Origin of the sequence: Pseudomonas sp. NFX5, assembly GCF_049132125.1 — a bacterium.
GTDB lineage: Bacteria > Pseudomonadota > Gammaproteobacteria > Pseudomonadales > Pseudomonadaceae > Aquipseudomonas > Aquipseudomonas marginalis.
In genome coordinates this window covers 377922-395912 of record NZ_JAFMZG010000031.1, presented here as the reverse complement: position 1 = coordinate 395912, position 17991 = coordinate 377922, and the positions used below count along the sequence as shown (strand labels likewise).

18 protein-coding genes are annotated in these 17991 nt (G+C 61.2%); 7 read left to right on the top strand and 11 right to left on the bottom strand.

Annotated elements, in window-relative coordinates; translation table 11 throughout:
* The 3 genes from J1N02_RS22495 to J1N02_RS22485 all read left to right on the top strand — a co-directional run.
* Positions 1–1343: RHS repeat-associated core domain-containing protein (locus tag J1N02_RS22495; protein WP_421147765.1), on the top strand; the 1343-nt coding region annotated here is incomplete at its 5' end.
* On the top strand, positions 1340–1756 hold the full coding sequence (locus J1N02_RS22490) for an Imm50 family immunity protein (RefSeq protein WP_081744390.1): 417 nt from the start codon (positions 1340–1342) through the stop codon (positions 1754–1756). The genes J1N02_RS22495 and J1N02_RS22490, both read left to right, overlap by 4 nt.
* 143 nt (positions 1757–1899) lie before the next feature.
* Complete coding sequence (locus tag J1N02_RS22485) at positions 1900–2262, top strand: Mpo1-like protein (RefSeq protein ID WP_027604139.1); 363 nt, start codon at positions 1900–1902, stop codon at positions 2260–2262.
* 3 nt (positions 2263–2265) lie between these two features.
* Here the strand turns inward: J1N02_RS22485 and J1N02_RS22480 are convergent, their stop codons facing one another.
* The 3 genes from J1N02_RS22480 to J1N02_RS22470 all read right to left on the bottom strand — a co-directional run bounded on the left by J1N02_RS22480 (position 2266) and on the right by J1N02_RS22470 (position 4238).
* Complete coding sequence (locus tag J1N02_RS22480) at positions 2266–3063, bottom strand: acyl-CoA thioesterase (protein WP_098480031.1); 798 nt, start codon at positions 3061–3063, stop codon at positions 2266–2268.
* Positions 3064–3153: 90 nt separating this feature from the next.
* Positions 3154–3915, bottom strand: a complete 762-nt coding sequence (locus J1N02_RS22475; protein WP_065928093.1) for a CHAD domain-containing protein — start codon at positions 3913–3915, stop codon at positions 3154–3156.
* Positions 3916–3959: 44 nt separating this feature from the next.
* Positions 3960–4238 carry a hypothetical protein gene (locus J1N02_RS22470; protein WP_017848818.1) on the bottom strand — a complete coding sequence of 93 codons (279 nt, stop codon included), beginning with the start codon at positions 4236–4238 and terminating at the stop codon, positions 3960–3962.
* 216 nt (positions 4239–4454) lie between these two features.
* Between J1N02_RS22470 and J1N02_RS22465 the strand changes: the two genes are divergently transcribed.
* The gene (locus J1N02_RS22465) at positions 4455–5492 is read left to right on the top strand and encodes a patatin-like phospholipase family protein (RefSeq protein ID WP_065947440.1); all 1038 of its coding nucleotides are present in this window, start codon (positions 4455–4457) and stop codon (positions 5490–5492) included.
* A gap of 225 nt (positions 5493–5717) precedes the next feature.
* Here J1N02_RS22465 and J1N02_RS22460 read toward each other — a convergent pair whose 3' ends face one another.
* From J1N02_RS22460 to kdpF, 6 genes are all read right to left on the bottom strand, one after another.
* Positions 5718–6407 carry a response regulator gene (locus J1N02_RS22460; protein WP_027604142.1) on the bottom strand — a complete coding sequence of 230 codons (690 nt, stop codon included), beginning with the start codon at positions 6405–6407 and terminating at the stop codon, positions 5718–5720.
* 37 nt (positions 6408–6444) lie between these two features.
* Entirely contained in the window at positions 6445–9096 is a 2652-nt protein-coding gene (locus tag J1N02_RS22455) for a sensor histidine kinase (RefSeq protein WP_027604143.1), read from the bottom strand.
* Between the two features lie 136 nt (positions 9097–9232).
* On the bottom strand, positions 9233–9778 hold the full coding sequence (gene kdpC, locus J1N02_RS22450) for a potassium-transporting ATPase subunit KdpC (protein ID WP_405126116.1): 546 nt from the start codon (positions 9776–9778) through the stop codon (positions 9233–9235).
* 64 nt (positions 9779–9842) lie between these two features.
* On the bottom strand, positions 9843–11900 hold the full coding sequence (gene kdpB, locus J1N02_RS22445) for a potassium-transporting ATPase subunit KdpB (RefSeq protein WP_405126117.1): 2058 nt from the start codon (positions 11898–11900) through the stop codon (positions 9843–9845).
* A gap of 15 nt (positions 11901–11915) precedes the next feature.
* Positions 11916–13610 carry a potassium-transporting ATPase subunit KdpA gene (gene kdpA, locus J1N02_RS22440; RefSeq protein WP_065928096.1) on the bottom strand — a complete coding sequence of 565 codons (1695 nt, stop codon included), beginning with the start codon at positions 13608–13610 and terminating at the stop codon, positions 11916–11918.
* Positions 13611–13619: 9 nt separating this feature from the next.
* Entirely contained in the window at positions 13620–13709 is a 90-nt protein-coding gene (kdpF, locus tag J1N02_RS22435) for a K(+)-transporting ATPase subunit F (RefSeq protein WP_003218754.1), read from the bottom strand.
* Between the two features lie 412 nt (positions 13710–14121).
* Between kdpF and eat the strand changes: the two genes are divergently transcribed.
* Together eat and J1N02_RS22425 are read left to right on the top strand one after the other, a co-directional pair.
* Positions 14122–15486 (top strand): ethanolamine permease, encoded by a 1365-nt coding sequence (gene eat, locus J1N02_RS22430; RefSeq protein ID WP_027604147.1) that lies wholly within the window; start codon positions 14122–14124, stop codon positions 15484–15486.
* A 110-nt stretch (positions 15487–15596) separates the two neighbouring features.
* Positions 15597–15764, top strand: coding sequence for a DUF2897 family protein (locus J1N02_RS22425; RefSeq protein WP_003172675.1), 168 nt, complete (start codon positions 15597–15599; stop codon positions 15762–15764).
* Positions 15765–15770: 6 nt separating this feature from the next.
* Here the strand turns inward: J1N02_RS22425 and J1N02_RS22420 are convergent, their stop codons facing one another.
* Positions 15771–16619 carry an urea carboxylase-associated family protein gene (locus tag J1N02_RS22420; protein WP_421147764.1) on the bottom strand — a complete coding sequence of 283 codons (849 nt, stop codon included), beginning with the start codon at positions 16617–16619 and terminating at the stop codon, positions 15771–15773.
* Positions 16620–16634: 15 nt separating this feature from the next.
* On the bottom strand, positions 16635–17279 hold the full coding sequence (locus J1N02_RS22415; RefSeq protein ID WP_092359056.1) for a GntR family transcriptional regulator: 645 nt from the start codon (positions 17277–17279) through the stop codon (positions 16635–16637).
* Positions 17280–17410: 131 nt separating this feature from the next.
* Between J1N02_RS22415 and J1N02_RS22410 the strand changes: the two genes are divergently transcribed.
* Positions 17411–17989, top strand: a complete 579-nt coding sequence (locus tag J1N02_RS22410; protein ID WP_419480218.1) for a TetR/AcrR family transcriptional regulator — start codon at positions 17411–17413, stop codon at positions 17987–17989.
* Positions 17990–17991: the final 2 nt, after the last annotated feature.

Below are 17991 nucleotides of genomic sequence, written 5' to 3'. Positions count from 1 at the left end.
TGCACGCCCACGCAATCACCCAGCAACAAGACCACCTCTACCAACGCCAATACGACTACGACAAAACCGGCAACCTCACCCGCCTGCTCGATACGCGCAAAGGCGAACACCACTACCATTACGACCCGTTAGGCCGCCTCACCCGCGCCGACCACTCCCAAGACCTGCAGGAACGCTTCGGCCACACCCCGGCCGGCAACCTGCTCATGCAAGACCGCCCCGGCCCCGATATCGTCGCCGGCAACCGCCTGATGATCCAGGGCGACCGCCACTACGACTATGACGCCTTCGGCAACCTGATCCGCGAACGGCGTGGCCGTGGGCACGCACTCGTCACCGAATACCGCTACGACTGCCAGCATCGGCTGATCGGCATCACCCAACCCAACGGCCAAACCGCCAGTTACCGCTACGACCCGTTTGGGCGGCGCATCAGCAAAACCGTGGACGGCATCACCACGGAGTTTTTCTGGCAAGGCGACAGGCTGATTGCCGAGCACCATGCGGATCGCCATCGCAGTTATCTCTATGAACCCGATAGTTTTAGGCCACTCGCCCTGCTGGAAGGATTCGGCCCAAAAGATACCAAGCCCTACCACTACCAACTCGACCACCTCGGCACGCCACAGGAACTGACAGACCCAGAGGGCGAAATCGTCTGGTCCGCCCACTACCGCGCCTACGGCCAGATCAGCCGACTCGACAAAGGCACAATCTACAACCCGCTGCGTTTCCGGGGTCAGTACTTCGATCAGGAAAGCGGACTGCACTACAACCGCCATCGCTACTACAATCCGGATATTGGGTGTTACCTGACGCCTGATCCGGTGAAGTTGGCGGGTGGGATCAACGCGTACCAGTACGTGCCTAACCCTACGGGTTGGGTAGATCCACTCGGACTGAATGCCCGTTGCACCGGCGTAGTAAAGAAAAATCCAACCTGCGCAATACCTGTTGAACCTCACGCACCTTATGTATCTCGTAAAGGAGCATTCCGCGAAGCAAAAAGAGACGCCAATATACCGACATCGCAACAACCCGATGTATTTATCGACGCTGGCTCTGGCGCAAAAAAACAATACAACACTGTGAAAATGTCAGATATAAATGAAAAAACAATTTTAGATAATTCTGGAAAACCGATTAAGACGAGGGTCTACCAATATACGAGAGCCGATGGTTCCAAAATACTAATACAAGACCATTCAGCAGGGCATAATTTCGGTGCTCAAAACGGAGCAGGCGATCAAGGCTCTCACTTCAACCTACGCCCAATTGATACACCGCGAACCGGCAAAGTCCCGGGAACAAAAGACCACTACCCATTTAAGGATAAAAAATGAAGCATTGGAATGATCTTGAAGGAACCATATTTTTTAATAAATTGTTCAGTCGTCCAATTGAAATTCGCGAGATTTATATACACTCTCTGACGATAGAAAACGACCAACCTTCTCTCAGCATTGGTTTTGACATACCAGACTTTCCAGATTTTTTACCTCCAAAATGGGAGAACAAAGGATACAACACATGCAGGATTGGACTAACCTGTAACGCAATAAGTAACCTGCAGATAACCAATCTTCCTCGCCGGGAAATTTTCATTGCGAAAATAACGCGAGAAAACGAGCACTTTATTTTCAACGCAAAATCAGAAAATGCCTCTATTGAATTTAAATCAAAGTGGCTGTCTATGGCTGGGCCGTCAGTTTATATAAATTGTCCTGAACCAGGAGATCATAGCTGGCCAGCATAAGTTTTGTAGAATAGATGGGAGAAAGGGTTAGATGATTTACATAACAGAAACTATGAGCGCTATAGCCAACCCCAATTCGCCCACCCGCCCACCCCCACCTAAACTCTCCCCATGTTATTTCAACGGACAGAGGGTTCACCATCATGGGCAAACGTCATCCCAATCTCCCCGCCTGGCAATGGCGTAACTACCCGCAAAACCATCAGCACCCGACCAACCTGGCGTTGCACCTGATTGCCGTGCCGTTGTTTATCATCGGGTTTCTGTTGATTGTGTCCGGAGTGTTCAGCCTGAGCCTGGCCAGTTTCGCCATTGGCGTAGTCGGCATCCTCGCTGGCCTGGCGTTGCAGCGTCATGGCCATAGCCTGGAAGCCGAGGCCGGTGAGCCGTTCAGTGATCGTAAAGACGCAGTACAGCGCCTGGTGGTCGAGCAGTTCCTGACGTTCCCGCGCTTTGTGTTGAGCGGTGGCTGGTGGCGTGCCTGGCGGCTGCGCCACCGTCACTGACGATCAGGCGAATACCACCACGGTCTGGCGGCTGAGGGCGATCAACGCACCGGTTGGGCTCCACAGCGCGGCGGCGGCGTGACCGTAGCCGTCGCGCGCATGTTCGATGCTGACGTGGTACTGGCACCAGTCCAGGGTCGTCAATTCCTGCAACGGCTGGATGAATTCGATGGTCCAGGTCAGGGTGCTGCCCGGAGCGGGCTTTTTCAGGTGCGGCAGCAACGCCGGGGGCCAGGCATCGACCAGGGCGAGGATATGCGCTTCGGTCAGCGGTTCTTCCTTCACATCCCCGCGCAAGCGAACCCACCCGCCCATCTCGCGGGATTTATTCCCGGTAAACGGCAAACCGCCAACGCTCCAGCGCATCGCCAGGTGGCGCATGAACTCAGGCGTGACGCCTTTGATATAGGGCAGTTCCTGGCACTCATCCCAGTGCTTGAACGTCGGCGGCGGCTCGCTGGCCACATCGATTTCCGACTCGCGGGATGCGCCAAAACTTGCCTGTACCAGGGTCGCGACCTCACCGTTCTGCACAACACGGCCGAGCAACTGGCTGACCGCCTTGCCTTCACGCAACACTTCGACTTGATAGCTGGCGGGTACATCGGGCGCGACCGGGCCAACGAAGGTGATCGCAAGCGAGCGCAATGGGCGGTCCGTCGGCACCTGGGCGCGCAAGGCTTCGTATTGCAACGCAGCAACCAGGCCACCGAACGTGGCGCGGCCCTGGGCCCATTCAGCGGGAATGGTGACATCCAGCGGGTTGCTTCGGGCGGCGTCGAGCAAATCACTAAAGCGCATGGCGACCTCACATCAAAAGAAACAGATGGGCGATCTTAACCAGCGCGCAGCCAAGGTACAGCGCTTATTCCGGCCAAAAGCCGGACCGATTTAGAAACAATCCGCGCTGAGTTTGTCCAGCACGCGATCCGCCTGCCCTTCGGCCTTGGCCATGGTGCGATGCCAAATCGCAACACAGGGCTGCAGATCGGCTTGATGTTCGGCCTGGGCCAACCATTGCCAGCAGTCATGCCAATCACCCAGTGCCGCTTGGGCTTTCTTCAGGCGTGGCAGGGCATTGGCGGGCAACTTATCCAGCTGGGGGTAAGCCTCGGCGGCATAGCGCACACGCTTGATCAACAAGCGCAAACGGTGGCGATCATGGTCTGGGTCTTTCAGCGCTTGATCGAGTTTCTGCCATTGCCTGGCCAGGCGCTTCTCAATGCGCGGTCGCAAACCCTTGAGCAATTTCTGGTGCTCCGAGGCGCGGATAAAGCGCGGGAATGCATCAAGGATCAGCAGCAGATGGGCAACTTCCGGGCCTTGCGCCACCTGGCGATAGGCGTCGGGTTGCAGGCGCAGGCGTCGATCAGCGGCCTCGTGATAACCATGCTGATGCAAATACGCCGCCAGCACCTCTCGGTCGCGCAGCGGCGTCGTCAACTGGCCGACCGTGCCGGCGGCCAATTCAAGCTGTTCCACACCCGGCAGCCCGCGCAAAGGACGCAACAGACTGCGCAGGCGGCGCACGGTGGTGCGCAGATCATGCAGGGCTTCATCATCGGTGACTGCAGCGAGGCGAGCCTGGCAGCTCAGTAACCCTACTTCCAGGCCAATGACCTGAGCGACTAACTGATCGACCAAAGCTGACATCCTGCCCTCACTCTCAGATGAAAAATCCCACTCTGCTCTGCACGTTAACGCCCGGCGCGCGACTCACGAATATAGAACCGCGCTTTTTCGGCCTTGTTGGCGCAGCCTTCAAACGCCTCGAATTGCTGCTGGGTCTTGGCGCCAGTCAACAACGACAAAGCCTTGGAGTAGCTGACGGTGCCGGCAAAACCTTCGGCCTTGGCCAGGTCGAGCTCTTTCCAGGCGGCATCCAATTGCGAGCCACAGCTGTCGCGGTATGCGGTTTTCCCGGCACAACCCGCCAGGGCCAACATGATCACAGGCACACACATCCAGGCTTTCATCGATGACACCTCAAAATAAAGAAAAACAGTCGTACGCTGTAGACGTTGCCTACAAGAAAAAGTGCCTTGTCCTTAGCCTGAAATCGGTAGTACCTATTGCCAGAGCATACCCGAGCCTGGGCGCTATTCTTGAAAAATATTGCCAGGCGCAACCAAGATTGAAGCGGCCCCCACAATAGGCGCATTGTGGGCCCCCGTTTATGAAGGACATCGACCATGAAGAAACGTGTTGCCTTGGTGTTGGGTTCCGGCGGGGCCCGGGGCTACGCCCATATCGGGGTGATCGAGGAAATCGAACGGCGCGGCTACGACATCGCCTGTATCGCCGGTTGCTCCATGGGGGCCGTGGTGGGCGGGATCTACGCCGCCGGCAAACTGGACGAGTATCGAAACTGGATTGAAAGCCTCGACTACCTCGACGTGCTGCGCCTGGTGGACGTGAGTTTCCGCCTTGGGGCGATTCGTGGCGAAAAGGTCTTCGGGCAAATCCGCAAGATCGTCGGCGAGATCAATATTGAAGAGCTGCGCATCCCCTACACCGCCGTTGCCACCGACCTGACCAACCAACAGGAAATCTGGTTCCAGGAAGGCTGCCTGCACCAGGCCATGCGCGCCTCGGCGGCGATTCCCAGCCTGTTCACCCCGGTGATGCAAGGCAACCGCATGCTGGTGGACGGCGGCCTGCTCAACCCGCTGCCGATCGTGCCGGTGGTGTCGAGCCATTGTGACTTGATCATCGCGGTCAACCTCAACGCCACCAACCAGAAACACTACCAGTTGCCGGTGATCCAGCGCCCGCCGGCATTCAAGAGCCGCTTCAACAGCCTGGCGAAATCACTGGGGTCGCACCTGCCGTTTCGCCGCAAGCAGGCCGAGCAGTTGATGAAACTTGAGCAGGAAGCCTTGCAGGCCCAGGCGGCCGAGATCAATCCGTGGCTGGAGTCGGCCGAACCCGAATCCCAGCAACCTGCCGCCGCTCCGGAAAAGCCGGGGGCGCCGAAGTCGGCCACCGGTTCATTCATCATCGATAACGTCGGGCCGGCGTCATTGCTGGATCTGATCAACCAGAGTTTCGAGGTGATGCAGACTTCGCTGGCGCAATACAAGATCGCGGGCTACCCGCCGGATGTACTGATCAACGTGCCGAAGCGGGTGTGCCGGTTTTTCGAGTTCTACAAGGCGCCGGAGTTGATCGCACTTGGGCGGGAAATTGCCAGTGATACCCTGGATCGCTATGAGAGTGAGCAGCGCTGAGACAGCTGTGTCGCTAGAGCCGTGGTGAGCGGGCTTGCCCCGCGTTGGGCTGCGCAGCGGCCCCACTCAATGAGGAGCGCGCAGTGTCAGGTACTCCTTTGGGCCTGGTTTTGGGGCTGCTACGCAGCCCAGCGCGGGGCAAGCCCGCTCACCACAGAATCCACAGAATCCACAGAACCACAGAACCACAGAACCACAGAACCACAGAGAGGCTGACAGATCGCCTCAGGCACTCAATAATCGATACCCCACTCCAGCCTCGGTCACGATAAACCTCGGCTGGGTCGGATCGTCCGCCAGCTTCTGGCGCAGATGCCCCACCACAATCCGCAGGTAGTGACTGTCGTCGGTGTGGGTCGGGCCCCAGATGTCCTTGAGCAGTTGCTGTTGGGTGATCACCCGTCCCGGATGCCGCGCCAGTTGTGCCAGCACCGCGTATTCCTTGCGGGTCAGTGCCACCTCGGCGCCGTCCAGCAGCACGCGGCGATAGGCCAGGTCCACCGTCAAGGGGCCAAACTGCAGCGCCGCTTCCTGGGTCTCGCCCACCGGCGCCTGGCGCAACAAGGCGCGCACGCGGGCCAGGAACTCCTGGATGCCGAAGGGCTTGGTGACATAATCATTGGCGCCACCGTCGAGGGCTTCGACTTTCTGCCCTTCGCTGGCCCGCACCGACAGCACCAGCACCGGTACCGTCGACCACTCACGAAACTCGCGCAACACCTGCTGGCCGTCCATGTCCGGCAGGCCCAGGTCGAGCACCAGCAAGTCGGGTTTGCTCAACGCCGCCTGGGCCAGGCCTTCGTTGCCGGTACCGGCCTCGATCACTTTGTAGCCCTGGGAGGCCAGGCTGATGCGCAGGAATTTGCGGATCTGCGGTTCGTCATCAATGACTAAAATCGTCGCGGTCTGGCTCATGGCGTCCAATCAACATCCGTAGAGAAAACAGGGTAGCTCACGCCTCGCCTTCCAGGCCAGGCTGTGTCGGCAACGGCAGGAACAGCGTGATACAGGTACCGCGCCCCTCAATGCCATCGGCCACGCTGATATGCCCACCATGGGCGCCGACCATGCCCTGGCAGATCGCCAGGCCGAGGCCGGTGCCCTGCCCGCCTCGATCACCGCGTGCGGCGGTGTAGAACATGTCGAAGATCTTCGCCCGCTCATCCTCAGGAATACCGGGCCCCTCATCCGCCACGGCGAAAAACAATCGGTTATCCGAGACGCCGGCGCTCAGTTGCAATCGACCGTGGGGCGGTGAAAAGCGCGCGGCGTTTTCCAATACATTGACCAGTGCCTGTTCGATCAACGCAGCATGGACATAGAGCAGCGGCAACTCCGCCGGCACATCGGTGCTCACCTGCAGCGGTGCCAGCACCGCGCGCAAGCGCCCGAGCGCACTGCCGACAATATCGCCGGGCGACACCCAGTCCCGCGCCAGCTTCAGCGCGCCATGGCCCAGTCGCGTCATGTCCAGCAGGTTCTGGATATAGCGGTCCAGGCGCTCGGCCTCATCGCGGGTGCCTTCGAGCAGCTCGCGACGATCCTCCAGGGGGATGGCTTCGCCGAGCGCCAGCAGGCTGTCGATACTGCCGCGCATGGAGGTCAACGGTGTGCGCAAATCGTGGGACACCGACGCCAGCAAAGCGCTGCGCAGTTGCTCGGTTTCGCCATGCAAACGGGCGGATTCCAGCTCCTGGGCCAACTGCGCCCGCGCCAGGGCCTGGGCCAGGGGCTGGCTCAAGGCGGTGAGCAAGCGACGGCGTTGGCCGCTCAATTCCAGGCCAGGCTTGGCACTGACGCCGAGCAACCCGAGCGGGCCTTCTTCGCCCGACAACGGCCACCACCACCAGCGCCCGAACGGCAGGGTGCCGGTGCCCATACCTGCCGGCTGGTCATGCTGCCAGGCCCAATCGGCCGCAGCACGCTCGGCTTCGGTGAAGGTCAGCGGGCCGCCGGTCTCGACCTTCCATCCACCCTGGCCGTCGCGATTGACCAGGCACAGATCCAGGTCGCTCCAACCTTCCAGATGGTGGGCGGCGGCACTGATCACCGCCTGGCGGTCGGTGGCGGCGGTGAGTTTGCGCGACAGGTCGAGCAGTTCGCCGGTTTCTTCCTGGGTGTCGCGCAATGCCTGCAACTGACGGCGCTGGCGTGCGGCAAGATTGCCGGTGAGCGCCGCCATCAGCAGGAAGAACAACAGCGTCAGCACGTCCTCTTCGCGCTGGATGGCGAAGGAGAAATTCGGCGGGATAAACAGGAAGTCATAGGTCAGGAACGACAACGCCGCACACACCAGGGACGGCCCCAGGCTGCTGCGCACCGCCACCAGCAACACGGCGGCAAGAAACACCAGCGAGATATTCGGCAACGGCAGCGCGCTTGCCACGGCCCAGGCCACAGCGGCGGCGACGACAGTCGCAACCACAGCCAAGGCGTAATCGAACCACACCAGGCCGCGCACATCCGGCAGGCGTGGGGCTGCGGGCACATCGTCGCTGTCGAGGACGTTGATTTCCAAGCCCCGGGCATTACGCAACAGGCGCGCCGCCAAACCGCCACCGAACAGGCGACGCCGCCAACGCATTCGCGACTGCCCCACCAACAGCAGGCTGGCACGGCGTTCGGCGGCATGCTGGATCAAGGTCTTGGCCACCTCCCCCGCCCGCAGCAGCACCACTTCGCCGCCAAGGCGCTCGGCCAGTTGCTGGGCGTTTTGCAGGCGCAGGCGGGCCTGCTCATCCCGCGCACGGCCGTTGTCGATATGCACCAGGCTCCACGGCAAATGCCGGCGCTGGGCGACGCGACTGGCATGGCGCACCAGGCGTTCGGCCTGCGCATCGCCATCCACGCCCACCAACAGACGACCGCGCACCGCCGGCGCCGCCTGGCCGAGCTGGCGATAGCCCTGGGCCAAATCGTCGTCGACATGGGCGGCGGCGGTCTGCATCGCCAGCTCGCGCAAGGCCATCAGGTTGGTCTGGGTGAAGAACGCATCGATGGCGGCGCGGGCCTGCTCTGGCACATACACCTTGCCGTCGCGCAGACGCTCGAGCAGTTCGCGGGACGGCAGGTCGATCAGCAGCAGTTCGTCGGCTTCCTGCAGCACCCAATCCGGCAGGGTTTCGCGGACCTGCACACCGGTGATGCCGCGGACCTGGTCATTCAGGCTTTCCAGGTGCTGGACGTTGACCGTGGTAAACACGTTGATGCCGGCGGCGAGCAGTTCCTGAATGTCTTGCCAGCGCTTTTCATGGCGGCTGCCGGGGGCGTTGCTGTGGGCCAGTTCGTCCACCAGCACCAGCTTGGGCTTGGCGGCGAGCAGGCCGTCGAGGTCCATTTCTTCGAGCATCACGCCACGGTATTCGCTGCGCAACAGCGGTTGTTGCGGCAGGCCGCTGAGCAAGGCTTCGGTCTCGGCGCGGCCGTGGGTTTCAACCACGCCGGCGATCAGTTTGACGCCCTGGCGCAGTTGGGTATGGGCAGCCTGGAGCATGGCGTAGGTCTTGCCCACACCCGGCGCGGCGCCGAGGAAAACTTTGAGCCGGCCACGGCCGTCCCGGGGTAGATCGGCTAGCAGGGCATCGGCGCGGCCGGAGTCGCTCATGCTGGGGTTTCCTTCAATTGTTCAGACCCAGAGAAAATCCAATGTGGGAGGGGGCTTGCCCCCGATAGCGGTGGTTCAGTCGATACCTGTGTTGACTGACACTCTGCTATCGGGGGCAAGCCCCCTCCCACAGGGTTCAGAGTTTTTCCAGGGCCATGTTCAGCGCCAGCACATTCACCACCGGCGGCCCCACCAGGGGGCTTTCGATATGTTCATCCAGCAACCGTTGCAGGGTCGACACCGGCACATTTCGCGCGGCAGCCACCCGTGCCAGTTGATAGGCAATCGCCTGGGGTGGCAAGTGTGGATCAAGACCGCTGCCGGAGGTAGTCAGCGACACCAAAGGCACCGGGCCCTGGCCGGGCACCAACTGTTTGTTCGCGTCATCGAACACGCGGTTGGCCAAGGCCGGGTTGCTGGGGCCGAGGTTACTGGCGCTGCTGGAAACCGTCGCAAAGGCCCCCGCCGAAGGGCGCGGATGGAACCAGCTGTCACCGGTAAAGTCCTGGGCGATCAGGCTGGAGCCACGCACCTTGCCGCTGGCATCGCGCACCAGGCTGCCGTTGGCCTGGTCCGGGAAAGCGACTTGGGCGACGCCGGTCACCACCAGTGGGTAGGCCACGCCGGTGATCAGGGTCATGAGCACCAGCAGGCTCAGGGCCGGGCGGATTATGTTGGACATTTCAAATTCCTCAATTCGGTCTTTGCAACCTGTGGGCACCGGGGTGGCGCCCACAGGCATCGGGTCACACCAGGTGCAGCGCGGTCAGCAGCATGTCGATCGCCTTGATGCCCACGAACGGCACCAGCAACCCGCCCAGGCCATAGATCAGCAGGTTGCGCCGCAGCAACGCCGCCGCACTCGCGGCCTGCACACGCACACCGCGCAGCGCCAGGGGAATCAGCACCACGATGATCAGCGCGTTGAACACGATGGCCGAGAGAATCGCGCTCTGGGGGCTCTGCAAATGCATCACGTTGAGCAGGCCCAACTGCGGGTAGATCGAGGCGAACAACGCCGGCAGGATCGCGAAGTACTTGGCCACGTCGTTGGCGATGGAAAAGGTGGTCAACGCGCCACGGGTCACCAGCAACTCCTTGCCGATCTGCACCACGTCCAGCAGCTTGGTGGGGTCGCTGTCGAGGTCGACCATGTTGGCGGCCTCGCGGGCGGCCTGGGTGCCGTCGTTCATCGCCATGCCGACGTCCGCCTGGGCCAGTGCCGGGGCGTCGTTGGCACCGTCACCGCACATCGCCACCAGGCGGCCGTCGTTTTGCTCGTGACGGATGCGCGCGAGTTTTTTCTCCGGGGTCGCTTCGGCCAGCACGTCATCCACACCGGCTTCGGCAGCAATCGCAGCGGCCGTCAGCGGGTTGTCACCGGTGACCATCACCGTGCGAATCCCCAGCTTGCGCAGCTCGGCGAAACGTTCGCGGATACCGGGCTTGACCACGTCCTTGAGGTGGATCGCACCGAGCAATTTGCCGTCGGCACACACCAGCAAGGGTGTGCCGCCGCTCTGGGCGATCTTGTCGATTTCCCGTGCCAATGCCGGTTGCAGGTCGCCACGTGGCTGGCCGATAAACGCCAGCAACGAATCCACTGCGCCTTTGCGGAACACGCGGCCCTGGTAGTCGACACCGGACAAGCGGGTTTCGGCGCTGAACGGTACCGCGGTCAGTTCATCCAGGGATGGCTCGGCCTGCGGGTGCAGAGCCCGCAGGTATTCGACGATGGATTTGCCTTCTGCCGTGTCATCGGCCAAAGAGGCAAACAACGCACCTTCGGCCACTTCCTTGCCGCTGACGCCAGGCGCCGCAACCACCGCCGCACACCGACGGTTACCAAAAGTGATGGTGCCGGTCTTGTCCAGCAGCAACACATGCACGTCACCGGCCGCCTCCACGGCACGACCAGACTTCGCGATCACATTAAGGCGCACCAGACGGTCCATACCGGCAATACCGATGGCCGACAACAAGCCGCCGATGGTGGTAGGAATCAGCGTCACCAGCAGTGCGACCAAAAACACCAGGGGCAAGCTGCCATTGGCGAAGTGGGCGAACGGCTGCAAGGTCACGACCACCAGGAGGAAGATCAGGGTCAGGCCGATCAGCAGGATATCCAGCGCGACTTCGTTGGGGGTTTTCTGACGCTTGGCGCCTTCGACCAGGGCGATCATGCGGTCCAGGGTGGACTCGCCGGGATTGGCGGTGATGCGGATCAGCAGCCAGTCCGACACCAGCCGCGTGTTGCCGGTGACGGCCGAGCGATCGCCGCCGGACTCGCGGATCACCGGTGCGGATTCGCCGGTGATCGCCGCTTCGTTGACCGCTGCGATGCCTTCGATGACCTCGCCGTCGCCGGGGATCATTTCCCCGGCGGCCACACGCACCACATCACCTTTACGCAGACTGGTGGCCGGCACGACCTTGAAGCTGCCATCGGCTTCCTTACGCCGCGCGCTCAGGCCTTCGCTGCCGGCCTTGAGGCTGTCGGCACGGGCCTTGCCGCGTCCTTCGGCCAAGGCTTCGGCGAAGTTGGCGAACAGCACGGTGAACCACAGCCACACCGCGATTTGCACGGCCACATACGTCGGTACGGCGGTGTCGGGCACAAAGCACAGCACGGTGGTGAGGATGGCGGTCAGCTCGACCACCAGCATCACCGGCGAGCGTTGCAGCTGGCGCGGGTCCAGCTTGACGAACGCCTGGACCAGCGCCGGGCGCCACAGGGCCGAGACGGCGGTTTTGGCGGGTTCCTGGGTGTTGACCGGGGCCGCGTTTTTTGCAGGCATATTCATGTTCATATCCCCTTTTTAGAAGCCCATGCTCAAGTGTTCAGCGATGGGCCCCAGCGCCAGCGTCGGCAGGAAAGTCAGGCCGCCCACCAGCAAAATAGTCACGGTCAACAGGGTCACGAACAGCGGACCATGGGTCGGGAAGCTGTTCTGGCCAATCGGTGCGGTCTTCTTCATCGCCAGGCTGCCGGCCAGGGCCAGTACCGGGAGGATATAGCCGAAGCGGCCGATCAACATGCCCAGGCCCAGCATCAGGTTATGGAACGGTGTGTTGGCACTGAAACCGCCGAACGCCGAGCCGTTGTTGGCGCTGGCCGAGGTGTAGGCGTACAGCAACTGGCTGAAACCGTGAGGGCCAGGGTTGCTGATCGCGCCGGCAGGGCCGGGCAGGCTCGCGGCGATGGCACCCAGTACCAGCACACCCACCGGCATCACCAACAGGGTCACGACCAGCAACTGCACTTCCTTGGCCTGGAGTTTCTTGCCCAGGTATTCCGGGGTGCGGCCGATCATCAGGCCGGCCAGGAACACCGCGATCAACACGTTGAGCAACATGCCGTACATACCGGCGCCGACGCCGCCGAAGATCACTTCGCCGACCATCATGTTGACCAGCGCCACCATCCCGCTGAGGGGGTTGAGGCTGTCTTGCATGCCGTTCACCGAACCGTTGGACGCCGCGGTGGTGGTCACCGACCACAACACCGTGCCGGTGGTGCCGAAGCGCGCTTCCTTGCCTTCCAGCGGCGCGGTCTGCTCGACGGCCGGGTTGTTCAAGGTCGGGTTGGGCTGGTATTCGGACCACAGGGAAGTGGCGCCGCCGATTAGGAACAGCGCCAGCATGCAGCCGAGGATCGCGCGGCTCTGGCGCAGGTCTTTCACGTAGTGACCGAAGGTGAATACCAACGCCACCGGGATCAGAATGATCGAGGCCACTTCGAACAGGTTGGCCCAGGCGGTCGGGTCTTCAAACGGGTGCGCCGAGTTGACGCCGAAGAAGCCGCCGCCGTTGGTGCCCAGTTGCTTGATCGCAATCTGGCTGGCTGCCGGACCCAGGGGGATCACTTGATCCACGCCTTGCAGGGTCACGGCATCCACATAGTGCGCGAAGGTTTGCGGTACGCCCTGCCATACCAGGAACAGCGCCAGCACCAGGCACAACGGCAGCAGGCCGTAGAGCGTGGCGCGGGTCATGTCGACCCAGAAGTTACCCAGGGTCCTGGCGGATTTGCGCCCGATCCCACGGCACAGCGCGACCAGGACGGCCAGGCCGGTGGCCGCACTGACGAAGTTCTGCACGGTCAGGCCAGCCATCTGGCTGAGGTAGCTCAGGGACGCCTCACCGCTGTAGGACTGCCAGTTGGTGTTAGTCATGAAACTGACCGCGGTATTAAAGGCCAGGGTCCATTCCTGGCCCGGCAATTTCTGCGGGTTCAGTGGGAGATAGTCCTGGAACAGCAGGATCGCGAACAACAGCAAAAAACCCGCGAGGTTGAACGCGAGCAAGGCCAGCATGTATTTCTGCCAGCTTTGTTCCTGATGTTCATCCACCCCCGACAGGCGATAACAGGCTTTTTCGACAGGCCCCAGCACCGGACTCAGCCACGTGCGCTGGCCTTCCATCACCTTGTAGTAGAACCGCCCCAGGAACGGCGCCGGCACCAGTACCACGGCAAAGAAGGCAATGATCAGCCAATAGTCATAACTGTGCATGGCCAGCTCCTAGTTCCGATCCGCGCGTAACAGCGCAACCAGCAGATAAATGAACAGCGCCACGGCCAATAGCAGTGACACCCCGTCCAGAACGCTCATGGAAGTCTCTCCGTTTAGCGGCGAGTGCCGCGTGTGGGGCAATTGTCCGCAGGAGTGGCGTAAAGGAACGAGAGCGACGGGGTGGGCGGGGCGTAAAGATGGCGTAAAGAGTGGGTTTATGCGGGGTTTACAGGGGGGTATTTGGTGTCTGGGCGGGGGCTATCGGGAGCAAGTCCCCTCCCACACTTGACCGCGTTGTCATGCCGAGCGCCAGTCAACCTATGGCAGGGGGCTTGCTCCCGATAGCGCCGGCACCGTCACCGCCGCACCTAACTGGTGCGACGCCGGCAAATTTCAAACGCCAAACCATCCCCCACACGACAGTTGCGCCGCTTTACGACAATCATTCTCAGGCTGGCATGGCCGCTGCAACACCTTGAATCATTCCAAACCGTTCAGGGAGCGCAGCACAATGAACACACAACTCAAACCCACCTTGGGCACCCTGCATTTATGGGGCATTGCCGTCGGGCTGGTGATTTCCGGGGAATACTTCGGCTGGAGCTACGGCTGGGGCGTGGCCGGGACCTTGGGCTTCCTGGTGACCTCGCTGATGGTCGCCGCGATGTACACCTGCTTTATCTTCAGTTTCACCGAGCTGACTACCGCCATTCCTCACGCAGGCGGGCCGTTTGCCTACAGTCGTCGCGCCTTTGGGGAGAAAGGCGGCTTGATCGCAGGCCTCGCCACCCTGATCGAATTTGTCTTCGCCCCGCCTGCCATCGCCCTGGCGATCGGCGCGTATCTGAATGTGCAGTTCCCGGCCCTGGACCCCAAGCATGCGGCCGTCGGTGCCTACATCGTGTTCATGGGGCTGAATATTCTCGGCGTAAAACTCGCCGCGACCTTCGAGCTGGTGGTGTGCGTGCTCGCCGTCGCCGAGCTGCTGGTGTTCATGGGTGTGGTCGCGCCCGCGTTCAGCTTCAGCAACTTTGCCCTGAACGGTTGGGCCGGTTCCGATACCTTCGGCGCCCCGGCGATTGCCGGGATGTTTGCGGCGATTCCGTTTGCCATCTGGTTCTTCCTGGCCATCGAAGGCGCAGCCATGGCGGCCGAGGAAGCGAAAGATCCGAAGCGCACCATTCCAAAGGCCTACATCAGCGGCATCCTGACCCTGGTGATCCTGGCCATGGGCGTGATGTTCTTCGCCGGCGGCGTGGGCGACTGGCGCACCCTGTCGAACATCAACGATCCACTGCCGCAGGCGATGAAAACCGTGGTGGGCGACAACTCCGGCTGGCTGCACATGCTGGTCTGGATCGGCCTGTTCGGCCTGGTGGCGAGCTTCCACGGCATTATCCTGGGCTACTCGCGCCAGTTCTTCGCCCTGGCCCGCGCCGGTTACCTGCCCTCCTTCCTCGCCAAATTATCGCGTTTTCAGACACCACACAGGGCAATCATCGCCGGTGGCGTGGTCGGCATCGCCGCCATCTACAGCGATGGCCTGATCAACCTGGGTGGCATGACATTGACCGCGGCGATGATCACCATGGCGGTGTTCGGTGCCATCGTGATGTACATCATGAGCATGCTCAGCCTGTTCAAACTGCGTAAGACCGAGCCGCTGCTGGAACGTACCTTCCGCGCGCCGGGTTATCCGATCGTGCCCGGCATTGCGCTGGCGCTGGCCGTGGTCTGCCTGGTGGCCATGGCGTGGTTCAACACGCTGATCGGGCTGATCTTCCTCGGTTTTATGGCCGTGGGTTTCATCTACTTCCAGATGACCGCACAGGATCGTGCCGATGCGCCGGCAGACGCAATGTTGACCGGGCTCTAAGGTTTCAAGGCAGAACGGGCCTACACTGAACTACTCAGAAAGCCCGTCACTCAAAGTAGTTATTGCCGTGGGAAAATTCTCCGACGGTAATCTGCCTCAAGGAGAGCCTTATGCCGTGGTATGCGTGGTTGATTATGGTGGTTGCGATCGGGTCGATCGTCGGAGGGCTGATGATGCTGCGTGACAGCGCCAACAAGGTGGAACTCACCGACGAACAACGCAAACGCGTGGCCGAACGCAACGCCCAGGCGGACGCCAAGGACGCGCAGGACCGCTAGGACCGCTTACTCCCAATCCGCCTTGGCAATCTGCAACCCGTGCTGCCCTTTATAGGCAGCACGCTCCGGCTGGCTCCAGCCGTCCAGCAACTCGTCCTCCAGCCGATAGATCTCAACCCCCAACGGACGGCACACCGTCAGCGGGTCCTGCGCATCCGGGCCCCACATCGGCAGCGACAAATCCCCGCCCGGGCACGTCGACAGCGCGCAGAGCAAATCAATCTCGGCAAAGAACTCCAGGTAATCGCCCTTCTGCGCCGGGCAGGCTTTCATGAAATACATGTCGTCGTGATTGAGGCCCGTGCACTGGAAAATATTCAGCACGTCATGCACATCGAATTCCGTCAGACCATGGGGTAATACCGCGCGGGTCAGGTTGGAGTGGCAATGGTGATGGAAATCCTCGCCGGTGAGCATGCGGTTCACATAGGGATCGCACCGTGTCCCCAGCAAGTCATGCAGACGCCCGCCGTGCTCATCGATGCCGTAACTGGCCAGGCTGTCATCGGTGATGGTCACCAGTGGCCTTAGAAATGGCAGATTCGACCATAGCCGGTCATGAGTGCTCACATGCGCCCCCTGCAACTGACGGGTACGTGCAGCCCAAAGACGTTCGCGGGGGTCATTGGCGTTCCACACATTGAAGTCCCCCACCTGCGGGCCCACGGGCGTGGTGACACGAAACACATGCCCGGCGGGCACCTTCCACGCCCTGCCCGTGCGAATCGGTACCTCGAACTGCTCGATCAAGCTGCGCTGATCTTTTCGGTCACGAATGCGCTCGTAAAATGCCGCGTCGACCTGCAACGCCAAACCCTTGCTGACCTGATAAGCGGCCGGATAGTCTTTGTACATGATGCAGATCCTCGATCAGGGGTGGGTAAACAGGGCCAAGGACAGGTGTTCCGAATCATCCAGGTACAGGCTCATCGCCTCCCCTGCCGCCGGTTTGTCCTGCTCGACAAGCCATTGATAAATCTCACGGTCACGCTCCAGCCAGGGCGACTGGAAACGTTGCTCATCAGGCGCGGCGCAAAACACCAGGCGCAACTGGGCGATGACCTGGGCAAAAAACTCATCGAACAACGGGCTGCCCATCAACCCGACGATGTGCTGATGGAACAGCAAACTGTGGGTGGCCACCGCACGCCAATCCTCGCGCTCACGGGCCAGGGTGGTGGCGTCAATGGCGTTTTGCAGGCGCTCGGATTGCTCGGGCGTCAAGGCCTCGCTTCCGGCGATGGCCTGCAACTCCAGGGTACGGCGGACTACAAACAGGTCGCGGACTTCCTCCCGCTCCAACCGCCGCACCATGACGCCCTTGTTACGCACATAACGGGTCAACCCCTCCTGCCCCAGACGGTGCAAGGCTTCGCGAATCGTATTGCGCGACGCACTGTAGGCCTTGACCAGATCCACCTCGACCAATGCCATGCCTGGCAATAACCGCCCCGCAATAATGTCGGCACGCAGCTCCAGGGCAATCTGGTCGGCTAAAGACAAACTGAGCGTCATGACCACCTCACGATTGTTGAACAATCTTCCGTCTAGATGTAATCACATTTCATGCCAACGCACTGCATGCCGACGAGTGTGTAAAAAAGGTCAAGTTGGTTAAAATGCCCGCCTGTAACCGAGGCTGCCCCATGCGTTATTCACAAAACCACAAAGCCCAAACCCACCAACGCATCATCAAGGAAGCCTCTGCGCGCTTTCGCCGCGACGGCATCGACGCCACCGGCCTGCAGCCACTGATGAAAGCCTTGAACCTGACCCATGGCGGCTTTTACGCGCATTTCAAATCCAAGGGCGAACTGGTGGAGACAGCCCTGCAGGCGGCCGCCGCAGACCTGGACGCCCATTGCGACATGCTGTTCAGCCAGGAGCAGCCGCTGGGCGCGTTTATCGACAGTTACCTGTCGGAATGGCACCTGACCTCCCCGGACCAGGGCTGCCCACTGCCAACGATGTCCTCAGAACTGGGGCTCCGAGGCCAGCCCAGTGCGACTACAGACCAGGTACTCAACGCAAGGCTCAAGCAAATAGAAACGGCATTGGGAGAGGAGCGTTGCGATGCAGAGAGCCTGGTGATGATGTCGACACTGGTGGGCGCATTGGTACTGGCCAGGAGTGTTGAAGACCCTCAATTGGCAAGACAGATCATGGCCGTGGTGCGCGAACGCTTGAAAACGCAGAACCCGGAGGGCAAAAAGGCCGATCAATGACC

Bases quoted from the DNA above. Each gene is read 5' to 3' on its own strand.
- J1N02_RS22485 (WP_027604139.1), top strand. From the start codon at position 1,900: ATGGGCAAACGTCATCCCAATCTCCCCGCCTGGCAATGGCGTAACTAC.
- J1N02_RS22465 (WP_065947440.1), top strand. From the start codon at position 4,455: ATGAAGAAACGTGTTGCCTTGGTGTTGGGTTCCGGCGGGGCCCGGGGC.
- kdpA (WP_065928096.1), bottom strand. From the start codon at position 13,610: ATGCACAGTTATGACTATTGGCTGATCATTGCCTTCTTTGCCGTGGTA.
- J1N02_RS22475 (WP_065928093.1), bottom strand. From the start codon at position 3,915: ATGTCAGCTTTGGTCGATCAGTTAGTCGCTCAGGTCATTGGCCTGGAA.
- J1N02_RS22410 (WP_419480218.1), top strand. From the start codon at position 17,411: ATGCGTTATTCACAAAACCACAAAGCCCAAACCCACCAACGCATCATC.
- J1N02_RS22490 (WP_081744390.1), top strand. From the start codon at position 1,340: ATGAAGCATTGGAATGATCTTGAAGGAACCATATTTTTTAATAAATTG.
- J1N02_RS22420 (WP_421147764.1), bottom strand. From the start codon at position 16,619: ATGTACAAAGACTATCCGGCCGCTTATCAGGTCAGCAAGGGTTTGGCG.
- kdpB (WP_405126117.1), bottom strand. From the start codon at position 11,900: ATGAATATGCCTGCAAAAAACGCGGCCCCGGTCAACACCCAGGAACCC.
- J1N02_RS22425 (WP_003172675.1), top strand. From the start codon at position 15,597: ATGCCGTGGTATGCGTGGTTGATTATGGTGGTTGCGATCGGGTCGATC.
- J1N02_RS22460 (WP_027604142.1), bottom strand. From the start codon at position 6,407: ATGAGCCAGACCGCGACGATTTTAGTCATTGATGACGAACCGCAGATC.
- J1N02_RS22470 (WP_017848818.1), bottom strand. From the start codon at position 4,238: ATGAAAGCCTGGATGTGTGTGCCTGTGATCATGTTGGCCCTGGCGGGT.
- kdpF (WP_003218754.1), bottom strand. From the start codon at position 13,709: ATGAGCGTTCTGGACGGGGTGTCACTGCTATTGGCCGTGGCGCTGTTC.
- eat (WP_027604147.1), top strand. From the start codon at position 14,122: ATGAACACACAACTCAAACCCACCTTGGGCACCCTGCATTTATGGGGC.
- J1N02_RS22455 (WP_027604143.1), bottom strand. From the start codon at position 9,096: ATGAGCGACTCCGGCCGCGCCGATGCCCTGCTAGCCGATCTACCCCGG.
- kdpC (WP_405126116.1), bottom strand. From the start codon at position 9,778: ATGTCCAACATAATCCGCCCGGCCCTGAGCCTGCTGGTGCTCATGACC.
- J1N02_RS22480 (WP_098480031.1), bottom strand. From the start codon at position 3,063: ATGCGCTTTAGTGATTTGCTCGACGCCGCCCGAAGCAACCCGCTGGAT.
- J1N02_RS22415 (WP_092359056.1), bottom strand. From the start codon at position 17,279: ATGACGCTCAGTTTGTCTTTAGCCGACCAGATTGCCCTGGAGCTGCGT.